The organism is Micromonospora sp. ATA51 (assembly GCF_016802855.1).
In the GTDB taxonomy this organism is placed as follows: domain Bacteria; phylum Actinomycetota; class Actinomycetes; order Mycobacteriales; family Micromonosporaceae; genus Micromonospora; species Micromonospora sicca.
In genome coordinates this window covers 17,731-28,800 of the sequence record NZ_JAEVHJ010000050.1, presented here as the reverse complement: position 1 = coordinate 28,800, position 11,070 = coordinate 17,731, and the positions used below count along the sequence as shown (strand labels likewise).

At 74.1% G+C, this 11,070-nt stretch carries 9 protein-coding genes, 1 tRNA gene and 3 pseudogenes; 5 read left to right on the top strand and 8 right to left on the bottom strand.

The window, feature by feature from the left end; all coding sequences use genetic code 11:
* The 3 genes and pseudogenes from JNW87_RS11325 to JNW87_RS11315 all read right to left on the bottom strand — a co-directional run.
* Positions 1 to 823, bottom strand: a pseudogene (locus JNW87_RS11325) (ATP-binding protein); the annotation flags it as partial.
* 311 nt (positions 824 to 1,134) lie between these two features.
* The gene (locus JNW87_RS11320; protein ID WP_109799784.1) at positions 1,135 to 1,935 is read right to left on the bottom strand and encodes a class I SAM-dependent methyltransferase; all 801 of its coding nucleotides are present in this window, start codon (positions 1,933 to 1,935) and stop codon (positions 1,135 to 1,137) included.
* A gap of 80 nt (positions 1,936 to 2,015) precedes the next feature.
* The gene (locus JNW87_RS11315; RefSeq protein WP_161557746.1) at positions 2,016 to 2,423 is read right to left on the bottom strand and encodes an SgcJ/EcaC family oxidoreductase; all 408 of its coding nucleotides are present in this window, start codon (positions 2,421 to 2,423) and stop codon (positions 2,016 to 2,018) included.
* 132 nt (positions 2,424 to 2,555) lie between these two features.
* Here JNW87_RS11315 and JNW87_RS11310 point away from each other — a divergent pair, with 132 nt between their 5' ends.
* On the top strand, positions 2,556 to 3,521 hold the full coding sequence (locus JNW87_RS11310; protein WP_238453628.1) for a sigma-70 family RNA polymerase sigma factor: 966 nt from the start codon (positions 2,556 to 2,558) through the stop codon (positions 3,519 to 3,521).
* On the opposite strand, the gene JNW87_RS11305 is transcribed toward JNW87_RS11310, so the two are convergent.
* Complete coding sequence (locus tag JNW87_RS11305) at positions 3,514 to 4,416, bottom strand: septum formation family protein (protein ID WP_109799774.1); 903 nt, start codon at positions 4,414 to 4,416, stop codon at positions 3,514 to 3,516. The two genes, JNW87_RS11310 and JNW87_RS11305, sit on opposite strands and share 8 nt — an antisense overlap.
* Positions 4,417 to 4,871: 455 nt before the next feature.
* On the opposite strand from JNW87_RS11305, the gene JNW87_RS11300 reads away from it, so the two are divergent.
* Positions 4,872 to 5,378 (top strand): hypothetical protein, encoded by a 507-nt coding sequence (locus JNW87_RS11300; RefSeq protein ID WP_109799775.1) that lies wholly within the window; start codon positions 4,872 to 4,874, stop codon positions 5,376 to 5,378.
* Between the two features lie 172 nt (positions 5,379 to 5,550).
* Here the strand turns inward: JNW87_RS11300 and JNW87_RS11295 are convergent, their stop codons facing one another.
* On the bottom strand, positions 5,551 to 6,129 hold the full coding sequence (locus JNW87_RS11295) for an alpha/beta fold hydrolase (RefSeq protein WP_238453627.1): 579 nt from the start codon (positions 6,127 to 6,129) through the stop codon (positions 5,551 to 5,553).
* 434 nt (positions 6,130 to 6,563) lie between these two features.
* Between JNW87_RS11295 and JNW87_RS39395 the strand changes: the two genes are divergently transcribed.
* The 3 genes from JNW87_RS39395 (at position 6,564) to JNW87_RS11285 (ending at position 8,663) form a co-directional block, all read left to right on the top strand.
* Positions 6,564 to 6,692 carry a hypothetical protein gene (locus tag JNW87_RS39395; protein ID WP_255543734.1) on the top strand — a complete coding sequence of 43 codons (129 nt, stop codon included), beginning with the start codon at positions 6,564 to 6,566 and terminating at the stop codon, positions 6,690 to 6,692.
* A 202-nt stretch (positions 6,693 to 6,894) separates the two neighbouring features.
* Positions 6,895 to 7,677, top strand: coding sequence for an alpha/beta fold hydrolase (locus JNW87_RS11290; protein ID WP_109799777.1), 783 nt, complete (start codon positions 6,895 to 6,897; stop codon positions 7,675 to 7,677).
* A gap of 182 nt (positions 7,678 to 7,859) precedes the next feature.
* Positions 7,860 to 8,663, top strand: coding sequence for an inositol monophosphatase family protein (locus tag JNW87_RS11285; protein ID WP_109799786.1), 804 nt, complete (start codon positions 7,860 to 7,862; stop codon positions 8,661 to 8,663).
* A 50-nt stretch (positions 8,664 to 8,713) separates the two neighbouring features.
* Here JNW87_RS11285 and JNW87_RS11280 read toward each other — a convergent pair.
* The 3 genes and pseudogenes from JNW87_RS11280 to JNW87_RS11270 all read right to left on the bottom strand — a co-directional run.
* A tRNA-Arg gene (locus JNW87_RS11280) sits at positions 8,714 to 8,789 on the bottom strand.
* 927 nt (positions 8,790 to 9,716) lie between these two features.
* A pseudogene (locus tag JNW87_RS11275) lies at positions 9,717 to 10,724 on the bottom strand (alpha/beta hydrolase); the annotation flags it as partial.
* An 82-nt stretch (positions 10,725 to 10,806) separates the two neighbouring features.
* A pseudogene (locus JNW87_RS11270) lies at positions 10,807 to 11,040 on the bottom strand (HPF/RaiA family ribosome-associated protein); the annotation flags it as partial.
* Between the last annotated feature and the right edge of the window lie 30 nt (positions 11,041 to 11,070).

Below are 11,070 nucleotides of genomic sequence, written 5' to 3'. Positions count from 1 at the left end.
CCGCAGCCGGTCGTCCAGCCCGGTCGTCCCGCCGCCGGCGCCGACCGGGCGTCGGCCAGGGCGGCGAGGGTACGCAGGTCGCCGCGCACCGGTCGCGCAGCGCGGCCGACGGGCCGGCGACCGCACCGAGCCCGACCATGGTGAGCGTGGCCAGCACGGTGTCGTGCAGGTCCCGGTTCTGCCGTCGCTCCGCCTCCCGGGCCGTCCGGGCCACCACCGCCGCCCGGGCCAGCCGCTGGTGGTCGGCGAAGGCCCGGTCGGCGTGACCGATCCGCCGCCGCATCACCGCCGTCATCACCGCCGCGCAGCTGGTCTGCACCAGCAGCGTGGCGGCGTGCGCGCGCGCCTCGACGACGTTGCCGGCGTCCGCCGCGCCGGCCACGTACCCGGCGGTGACCAGCAGCCCGGCCGGAATGGACCAGTGGGCCGGGGCGGTGGCCTGGGCGTTGATCACGGTGGTGCTGGCCAGCACCGCGATCCAGCTCCCCTCACCGGGCAGCACGTCCGGCGCCACCAGCCACGGGATGAGCAGGCAGGTCGCGGTGGTGAGCGCGACGTCGCCGGCCGCCAGCGGCCCGGTCACGCCGGGCCGCAGGGCCCGGACGGCGTACCAGACCGACCAGGCGGTGAGCGTGGCGACCACCGGGACCAGCAGGGCCACCCGCACGGGCGGCGTCCGGACCGCGAGGGCGGCCACCGCGCCGACCAGACCGCAGGTCAGCCGGAGCAGCGCCGGCAGAGTGGTGAAGACGAGGTCGAACGCGCCGCCCGCCGGCCGGTCCCACAAGGACGGCGGCGAGGTCGGGGCGGCAGCGACCGGCATCGGGGGAGGTGTCCTTCCGGCAGCGACCCGGTCGGGTCCGCACGGCGTAGATCGACGCCGGAGAATAACATGTTGTGCGGCAACTGGTCACCTTCGGTACGCGGCGCGTCGCCGGCGCGTTCCGACGTCGCCGGGTCGGTGCGCAATGCCGCGCGGCCGCCAAGCTGGTCCGCAGCCCCACCCTGGGCCTCGCCCTCGCCGGGATCGGCGACGCGCTGCGGCTGGCCGCCACCCTCGACCTGCCGCCCGACGTGGTGGACGAGCTGATCGCCGCCGGCCCGCTCGGCGCGCCGCTTCGGATGCGCGACGCGTCAGGCGGGGGCGACCGCGAGCAGGTGCGAGCTGGCCCCGATCACCGCCGGGTCCCGCTCGAACGCCGCCGCGCAGTCGATCGCGTCGCGGAAGAGCCGGTCGTCCGGTCCGACGTCCAGCGCGTCCAGCAGCGGCCAGAGTGGTCCCTCCACCCCGTACAGGTCGGGGGTCGGCAGGCCGGCCGCGGTGAACTCGTCCACCACCTGCTCCGGGCGGTGGAAGTAGGCGGTGGTGAAGCCGGTCTCCGGGTCGTTCACCCCGCTGGCGTACGTGGCGAGCAGGCTCGGCCGGGTGCGCTCGTCCACCACACCCTGCCGGGTCAGATCCATCAGCGCGGCGTTGCGGCTGATCACCGCCGCGATCACCGGCCCGCCGGGCCGGGTCAGCCGGGCCGCCTCGCGCAGCGCGGTCACCCGGTCCGCCCGGTCGGTGAGGTGGTAGAGCGGACCCAGCAGCAGGGTCGCGTCGACCGAGTCGTCGGGCAGCGGCAGGTCCCGGGCGTCGCCCACGCTGGCGACGATCTCCGGGTGGGCGTCCCGGGCGGCGGCCACGTGCGCCGGCACCAGGTCGACCAGATGCACCCGGTGGCCGGCCGCCGCGAGCCATGCCGCGTACGCGCCGGGGCCCCCGCCGACGTCGAGCACCGAGGCCGGTGGCGCGGGCAGCAGCCGGGACAGCAGGTCCCGGGTACGCGCCGACTCCAGCCGTCCCTGCGGGGCGCGGTGCAGCCGCTCCGCCTCGGCGTAGACCTCGGTGTAGTACCGCCGGATGTCCGGCTCGGCCGGTCGATGATGTGGCATCCGTCGATGGTGGACGGCGGCGGCGCGGCCGTCATCCGGTTTCCGGCCGCCCGCCTCGAGGTGGGCGGCCGGAGGCTCGGTCAGGCCGGGCAGTTGTGGTACGCCGCGACCCGCCACCCGTCGTCGCGTCGGGTCAGCACCCAGGTGGCGCGGCGGAGCCGGTCGGCGGGGAGCGTCTCCTCGCCGGGGAGCAGGAAGCCGCTGCGGCTGACCACCACCGCCGCGTCGTCCCCGACGAGCCGGACGCTCTCCGGCTCGTCCACCGAGGTGGAGCCCCGCAGCGGGCCGGCGAAGGCGCCCGCCAGGTACCGGCGGACCTCCTCCCGGCCCTGGTGGAACACCCCGCCGGGCAGCACCACCGTGGCATCGTCGGCGTAGCGGTCGGCGAAGGCATCGGCGTCGTTGGCCGCCCAGGCGGCGACGAGGGCGTGCAGCACCTCGCGTACCGCCCGGTCGTCGCGAAGGTGCATGGTTCCGGTGTTCGTCATGGTCGTCCTTCCGTGGTGTGGGCCTCGCCGGTACCTACTCGGCGTCGGGCGGCAACTCATCGGTCCGCCGGCGATGACTTCCGGCGACCGGGCCGGTAGGTATGTGCAGGGCAGATCGGAAGGGACGGACCGGTGACCGTGATCAGCGAGGACTTCGACCGGCGGACCCGCCCGTACCGGCGGGAGCTGCTGGCGCACTGCTACCGGATGCTCGGCTCGGTGCACGAGGCCGAGGACCTGGTGCAGGAGACGCTGCTGCGGGCCTGGCGGGCCTTCGACCGGTACGACCCGGACCGGGCCTCGCTGCGGACCTGGCTGCACCGGATCGCGACCAACGCCTGCCTCACCGCGCTGCGCGGCCGGGCCCGGCGGCCGCTGCCGTCGGACCTCGTCGCGCCGAACCCCGACCCGGACGGTCACCTGGTGGTGGGGGAGGTGCCCTGGTTGCAGCCCGTCCCCGACGCGCTGCTCGACCCGGCCACCGTGGTCGTCGCCCGGGGCAGCCTGCGGCTCGCGCTGGTCGCCGCCCTGCAACTCCTGCCAGCCCGGCAGCGGGCCATCCTGATCCTGCGCGACGTGCTCGGCCAGTCGGCCGCCGAGGTCGCCGAGACCCTCGCCACCACGCCGGCCGCGGTCAACAGCGGGCTGCAACGGGCCCGCGCCCGGCTGGGCGCGGTCGCCGTACGGGAGGAACAGGTCGCCGAACCGGCCGACCCCGACCGCCGGGCGCTGGTGGACCGGTACGTGGCGGCGTTCGAGCGGGCCGACGTGGCGGCGCTGACCCGGCTGCTCACCGCCGACGCCGTGCTGGAGATGCCCCCGGTGCTCAACTGGTATGCCGGCCGGGAGCGCTACGGCCGGTTCATCGCCCGGGTCTTCGCCATGCGCGGCACCGACTGGCGGATGCTGCCCACCGCCGCCAACGGCCAACCCGCGCTGGCCGCGTACGTGCGCGACGGGAACGCGTACGTCCCGCACACCCTGCAGGTCCTCACCGTCGACCGCGGCCGGATCAGCCGGAACGTCGTCTTCCAGGATCGGGCGGTGTTCGCCGCGTTCGGATTGACCCCGTTTCCGGCCACCGTGCCGGTCAGTTGACCGGGAGCGCCTTCGTGCCGCCGCCCTTGATCGACCGGGTGACCTTCTTCCCGCTCGACCAGTAGAAGCAGCGCACCCCCCGGTCACCGCGCGCCCAAGCCTCCTCCGACGGCAACTGATACGACGTCCCCGTCCGGTACCGCAGCATCCGGTCGACCGGGACCTTGGCGTACCGGGCGACGACGGTGCGGCACCCGGCGTGAATGGACTCCTGGTGCCGGCCGGCGTCCGCGTACCGGCCGTCCGGTACGGTCCACGCGCCGACGTACTCGAACTGGTGGGCCGTGGCGCAGCCGACCTGCTGGAAGTTGCCCCACCGGTCCTCGGTCAGGCAACCGAACGCCAGCGGCGACGGGCGCTTCAGCGCGTCGCGCAGGCTGCCGGTGTGCTGGATCGCATGGTCGTTCGGGTGATCCCGGAACGTGCCGCCGTCCACGGTGTCCAGTTCGAAAAGGTCACAGCGGTACCACCGACTGCCACCCGTCCAGCCGGGGGGCGACGGCGGCACCACCTGCACCGACAGCCGGGCCCCCCGCCAGTCGCCACCGACGAACGCCGTCGCCTTCGCGTCACAGTCGGCGAACGCGGGACGGATCGCGGCGGAGCCGACCGGTGGCGGGGTCGGGCGCTCGGCGAGTGCACCGGTGAAGGTGCCGAGGTGGATGGTCTCCACCAGGTGCGCCCGGCCGCACTCCACCGGCTGGTAGCTGGTCAGGTAGCTGCTCGGCTCGGCGATCAGGTGGCAGTCGCCCACCTTCGGGGTGAACTGCTCGACCTTGCCGACCGGACGCCAGTCGTCGGTCAGGTCGCCGTCCGTGCCGGCCGGCGTGCCGCACCCCGCCAGCACCACCATGACCAGGGCGGCCCACGCCGTCACACCGCGCCACCGCTTCATGCCACTCTCCCAGCCCCCCGTGCGAACGCGGGCAGCATACGTGTCCGCCGGCCGGCCGGGGTTCCGCGCCCGCCGCCGACGAGGTGACGTACGTCGCTGGGCCTGGTCATGACCGCGTCCTCCCAGCGCGTCGGTGCTGCCGTCGCCCCGGCTTCCGTCGCCGCCCGTCGTGGGGCGGCCATCCCACCGTGACGGTGTGACATCTGGTGGAGGCCCGGCGCTGAGGGGCACGAGATGAACGCACAAACTCTTCGACCAGCTGACCTGGGGCGTCGCCGACTGATCACTCAGCGGCGTCGGCGTCGGTCCGCGGCAGCGGCCGGCCGCACCCGCCCGGCCGTGGGTCACCGCGTGCGTACGTCCCGGTTCCCGGCACCCCCCGCCGGGGACACCGCTGCACCGGAGGCACGCCGGGTGGCACGTCCGTACTTCCATCCCCCAGACGGAGCTGCTCGATGCTTGAGACCGCCCTCGCGAAACTCCTCACCCTGAAGGTCGGCGCCACGGCGCTCGCCGTCGCCGCCACCGGTGGCGTGGCGCTCGCCGCCGCGACCGGCACGCTGCCCGACCCGCTCACCGCGCCGAGCGCGAAGCCGGCGGCCCACGCCACCGGCAAACCCGCCGACAAGGCCGACCAGGGCAAGGGCTCGCCGGCCGAGGCGAAGGGCTCCCCGTCGCCGAACCTGGCCGGCCTCTGCCGCGCCTACCGGGCCGGCGCCGGTGACAACCCGGGCAAGGCACTGGAGAACCCGGCGTTCCGGGTGCTGATCACCACCGCCGGCGCGAAGGAGCAGGTGGCCGCGTACTGCGACACGCTGCTGGCGACCGAGAAGGGCAAGGCCCGGCCCACGGCCACCCCGAGCCACCCGACCGGCCAGCCGCAGACCCGTCCGACCCCGGCGAAGACGGAACGCCCCGAGGCGCCCGGCGGCCACCAGCGGACCGCTCCGCCCACCAACTGACCTCCGGCACCGGGCGGGCACCCCCCTCCACCGCCCGGTGCCGGCACCGCGGCGTCCGCACGGATGACCCTCCCCCCGGTCATCCGTGCGGCGTCGCGATCCGCGTCCGCACCGGGCGCGGCGCGCGCGGCCGGGTCCCACGGCCGCCGCCGCGCCACAAATCGTCCGCCTGCTACCGACGGTCCGCGGCGCCCGCCGCGTCGGCCCGGCCGCGCAGCCACTCCAGGGCCGACTCGGCGTGGGTGAGCACGGAGATGTGCCCGTCCTCCGGGTACCGCCGCAGCTCCGCGCCGGGACAGATCCGCGCCAGCCACTCGCCGTGCGCCGCCGGCACGACCCCGTCCCGGCCGCCGTGCAGCAGCAGCACCGGCGCCGTGATCCGCGCCGGGTCGAATCCCCACGGCGACACGTACGCCAGGTCGTCGTCGATCAGCCCGCCCGGGCCGGCTTGGATCGCCGGACCGACGACACTGTCGAACCAGGACCACTCGCCGGCCAGGGCGGCCAGGTCGGGCGGGGTGAACGCCGGGTCGTACTCGACGCCGGAGGCCTCGAACTTCTCCTTCGCCGCGCGCCCGGCCGCGGCGGCACGCAGCGACGCCACACCGGAGGGGACCATGCCGGCGAACCAGTCCAGCCCGTCGGCGCCGTACGGGCCCAGGCCCGCGCTGCTGACCACGGCGAGCACGCGGTCCGGCAGGAGCGCGCCGCAGGCCAGGGCATGCGGACCCCCGCCGGAGTGCCCGAGCACCGCGAACCGGTCGACGCCCAGGGCGTCGCGACCGCGGCCACGTCGGTGGCGGCCGAGGCGACGTCCCGGTCGGGGAGGGGCGTGGAGCCGCCGTACCCGGGACGGTCGTGGGAGATCCAGCGGATGCCCAGCCGGTCGGCCGCCGCGAACAGGGGCGCGGGCGCGCGCCGAGGTTCGGGGTGCCGTGGTGCCAGACGACGGCGAGCCGGTCCTCCCCGCCGGTGTCGTAGGCGTGCAGCGTGCGGCCGTCGGCCAGCCGAAGATCCAGCTCTGTCACCATGCCGGAGACTAGTCGCACCGGCCGACGTGACCGCTCGCCGGCGGGGCGGTCCGGGCCGGAAAACCCCTTGATCCGGCTGCCGGAATCCGCTGGACAGCTGTCCCATCCTGCGCCGGCTCGGCCTGCACGAGGTCAGCACCACCACGCCCTGGGTGTGGACGCCGGCGGCCTGACCGGAGGAATTACGGCGGCGTTCTTCGACCGGTACGCCCACGAGTACGACGATCGGAACTCTCCCGACCACTCCGGCTGTGGAGTTCCTGGCCGGCCGAGCTGGACCTGATGGCGCGGCTGGCCGGCATGCGGCTGCGGGACCGCTGGAACGACTGGGACTACAGCCCGTTCACTGCCGCCAGCCGGCAGCACGTCTCCGTCTACGAGCGGATCTGACCGTTGTCGGACCAGACGTGGACCTGTCGCTGCGTCGAACGGAGCGCGAGCGAAATGCGGGTGTGCGCCGGGAGCCGCACCCCTAGGGTGAGCCGGTGACACTTGCTCATGACGTGGCCGGGAGCGGCCCGACCGTGGTCCTGCTGCATTCCACGGCCTGCGACCGGCGGATGTGGGACCCGCAGCTGCCGATCCTGGCCGACGCCGGTTTTCGAGTGGTACGCAGCGACATGCGGGGCTACGGCGACTCGCCCGTCCCCGACGGGCCGTACAACAACGCGCAGGACGTCGTAGAGCTGCTGGACCTGCTCGGCGCCGAGGAGTTCGCGCTGGTCGGGTCGTCCGGCGGTGGCCGGGTGGCGCTGGAGATCGCCGCCCGGTGGCCGTACCGGGTCACGGGGCTGGCGTTGCTCTGCACCGCGCTGGCCGGGCATGAGCCCAGCGCCGAACTCCGGGCGTTCGGCGAACGTGAGGACGCACTGCTGGAAGCCGGGGACGTCAGCGAAGCGACCGACCTCAACGTGGACACGCTGCTGGGCCCGCACGCCGACCAGGCGACCCGGGAGAAGGTACGCGAGATGCAGCGGCGCGCCTTCGACGTGCAACTGGCCGCCGTCGAGCAGTTCCCGCAGCTCCGGCCCGAGTTCGACCGCGCCGACATCACCGCCGCCACCCTGCTGATCTCCGGCGACCACGACCTGCCGGACTTCCGCCAGATCGCGCTCCGCCTGTCGAGGGAACTGGCCGACGCCCGGCACCTCGAACTCGACTGGGCGGGTCATCTGCCCAGCCTGGAGCGCCCTGAGGCGGTGAATCCGCTGCTGCTCGACTTCCTGCGGGGAACGCACGCCGGGAGTGGCCGGGACCTGCGGAGCTGACGGGAGTGCGCGCGCGATCAACGTGCCCTCCGACGTCGAGGAACTGATCGACAAGCGGCGGGGCGATGCTCGTTCGGCGTCGATGACCAGCACCAGGTGACTGAACCGCGAACCAATGGATGGCTGGCATGGTTGGCGGCGCTGAGGCGGATCTCCTCGCGGCCGCCGTCTATCCTGCGCGCATGCTGATCACCGACCAGGACGTGGCTATCGCGGCAGCGCAAGCGGGAGCTGCTGTCGTGCGGGCCAGGTACGGGGCCTCGCTGACGCGCTTCGAGAAGTCCGCGGGTGACTTCGCCACTGCTGCCGATATCGAAGCGGAGAATGCGGTCCTCGACGTTCTTCGCTCCGCGCGGCCGGAGGATGCCGTGACCGGTGAGGAGAGTGGACGCACGGGCGCCAGCGCCGCGGAGCGGATGTGGTTGGTCGATCCCCTGTGCGGCACGCTGAACTATGCCGTGCGCAACATGCTGGTCGCGGTGAACGTCGCGCTGCGGACGGGTTCGACAGTCACCGTGGCGGTCTCAGCTGACCCGTTCGCCGATGAGGTGTTCTGGACTGACGGCACCAGCGCACACGTGCGCCGCGACGGTGTGGACGAGCAGCTCAGGCCGTCGGCCGAGTCGCGGTTGGTGGATGTCAACCTCGATCCGCCGTTTCCGAACGCTCCCCGCTTCCGGGCTGTGCGGCTGCTCGCCGACACGGGGTTCGTCGAGCGGTTCCGCCCACGCGTGGTGTCCACCACCCTGGCGGTGGCCTGGGTGGCAGCCGGCCGACGAGCCGCATACGTCACCGATGGCGACCTACGGGACAGCGTGCATTTCGCCAGTGGGATCGCCTTGTGCCAGGCCGCGGGATGCGTGGTGACCGGCATCGAGGGACAACCGCTGCACACCGGCGTGGGCGGGCTCGTCGTGGCGGCCGATCATCAGACGCACGCCGCCTTGCTGGCACTGTTGGGCAACCAACTCACACCTGTTCGTTGATCAGCGACTTCCCTGCCCGCAGGCAAGCAGCGCTGACCGGTAGGAGACGGTGGTGCGCCCGGCAGGATTCGAACCTGCGGCCTTGGGATTAGAAGTCCCCTGCTCTATCCGCTGAGCTACGGGCGCGCGTCGTGGGTGTCGCGCCAAGAGGGTACCGCCGCCTCCCCGGCGACCGGGGGAACGGGTGGTCGCGGCCACGTCGCCGATCAGCGTCGCACGGCACACCCCTCGGTGGCACCCGGGTTACCCCGGTCGGCAGACGGGCGGCCGCCATGATCCGTACCCTCGGCCTCATGCTGCTCGACCCGGAAACCGAGAACGACATCGCCTCCGAGCTCTGCAAGCTCCTCGGCCGCGCCATCCTGCCGGTCGGCCAGCTCGACCGGCCGGGTGCCGCCGCCCGGGGCTTCGGGACGGCGTTCTTCTTCACCGAGCTGGTCACGGCCACGGACGGCAGGCAGTTGGTGCGCGAGTACCTGCTGACCGCGGACGCGATCACCCGGGCACCGTACGGGGAGATCGGTGTGCGGCCGAGCGTGACCGAGCCGCCGGGGGCGGCGTCAGACGGGATCCTGCTGGCGGACTTCGCCGCGCAGTGGGTCCGCTGGCCGGAGGTCGGGCTCGCCGCCATGCTCGCCAAGGATCTGCACGAGTACGCCGGGGACCGAGGCTGGCAGTGGCGGACGCAGCCGGTGACCGACGCGGTGGCGGCGCCCGCCGACGCCGTCGCCCGGATCGGCACTGCCCCCGCGTCGGCGTTCGTGCTCGCGCTCGGCGTCGCCACGGACGGGTCGCGGCCGTTGGAGGTGGTCATCGAGCGGCTGGTCCGCGACGTGACGACATCCGCGTCACCACGGAGCTGCCCGACGGTTACGTCGGTGCCCCGGTCTTCGGCGTCGAGGAGACCGCCGGCGGCGACCTGGGGGTGCACTGTCTGGGTCTGGTGCTGCCCGGCGGCGGCGGCGGCCACCGGGTCGCGACCTTCGACCGGATCCGGGCGGTGCTCGCCGCGGTGTCGCCGGGCGCCTGAGGGTCAGCCCTCGGCGGTCGCACCGGCCCGGTCGTCGACCGGCCGCCGGGCCGCCGGCGCCCGTCCGGCGTCGCCGGGGGTCGGCCGGCGCCGAGGAAGGCCTCCGCCCACCGCCCGGCCTCGGTGAAGACCTTTTCCCGTACGGCGGGGCTGGAGAGCGTCAGGTCGTGCAGCCCGCCGTCGAAGCGGGCCAGCGTGACGTGCCGGCCGAGCCGGGGCGCCCAGCGGACCATGTGCTCCACGTCGAGCACGGCGTCGGCGAGGGTGGCCGACTCGTGCCACCTGGTGCCGCGGAAGCTGCGGGTCGAGCAGGCCAGCAGCACCGGCACCGGGATCTCCAGCCCGGCGCGGAGCTGGCGCTGGGCGGTGCGGATCGCGTTGAGCCACCCGGCCCGCACGGGGAACCCGGCGAGCGGCTTCCAGGTCAGGTCGTAGCTCCACTCACCCCGGTGGTCGGCGTGCAGGCTCTCGCCGTACACGGTGCCGAGCCCGAACGGGAGGATGCGGTGCGGCGCCCTGCGGCCCAGCCGGGAGACGGCGGCCGCGAGGGGCCGACGGACCAGCCAGGGCGCGTTGATGTCGAAGAAGGGGCTGTTCAGGAAGAGGCCGTCGACCAGGCCGTCCGCGCGGCGGGCGTGCGCCCACAGCGAGATGATCAGGCCGCCGGTGGAGTGGCCCATGGCGAGCAGGGTCTCGTGCCCGTCGTCCTCGCGGATGATCTTCGCGGCGGCGTCCAGCTCGGGGAAGTACTCGCTCAGGTCCTGGCAGAAGTTCGGGGTCTGGTGCGGCAGCAGGCTGCGGCCGTACTTTCGCAGGTCGAGGGCGTAGAAGTCCCAGCCGCGCTCGGCGAAGAAGTCGGCGACGTGGGTCTGGAAGAAGTAGTCGACGAAGCCGTGCACGTAGAGCACCGCCCGCCCGGTCGGGCGGTCGGCCCGGCGGCGGATCAGAGTCGCGACGACCGGTCCCTCGCCGTCGGTGCCCAGGTCGATCGTCTGCCGCTCGTACGGCGGTCCCAGCACGTCGGGTTCCACGAACGCGACGGTACGCCGCGAAGCTACCCGGCGGTAGCCCCCGCCCGCCCCGTCCGCAACGCGCGGACGGGGCGGGGCCGTCTCAGATGCTCTCCGCCCGGGCCCGGTCCGGGTCGGCGGCGGGCAGCTCGTCCGGCTCTTCGGCCTGGTCGGGGCCGCTGTCGGGCCGGCCGTTGTCCCGCAGGTGCTTGTTGTGCCGGGGCTCCTGCCGGGTCTTGGCGTCGTTCAGCCGCCGCCGCAGGTCGTCGCGGACGTCGTTGAGCGCGGCGGGCAGGTCCTCCTCGCTGGAGGCCGTGACGATCTTCTGCCGGCCGGCACCCGGCCACGGTGGCGGGGTTCGGCACGG

Coding starts and splice junctions, on each gene's coding strand:
- JNW87_RS11285 (WP_109799786.1), top strand. CDS start 7,860: ATGCTGATCACCGACCAGGACGTGGCTATCGCGGCAGCGCAAGCGGGA.
- JNW87_RS11320 (WP_109799784.1), bottom strand. CDS start 1,935: ATGCCACATCATCGACCGGCCGAGCCGGACATCCGGCGGTACTACACC.
- JNW87_RS11315 (WP_161557746.1), bottom strand. CDS start 2,423: ATGACGAACACCGGAACCATGCACCTTCGCGACGACCGGGCGGTACGC.
- JNW87_RS11305 (WP_109799774.1), bottom strand. CDS start 4,416: ATGAAGCGGTGGCGCGGTGTGACGGCGTGGGCCGCCCTGGTCATGGTG.
- JNW87_RS11300 (WP_109799775.1), top strand. CDS start 4,872: ATGCTTGAGACCGCCCTCGCGAAACTCCTCACCCTGAAGGTCGGCGCC.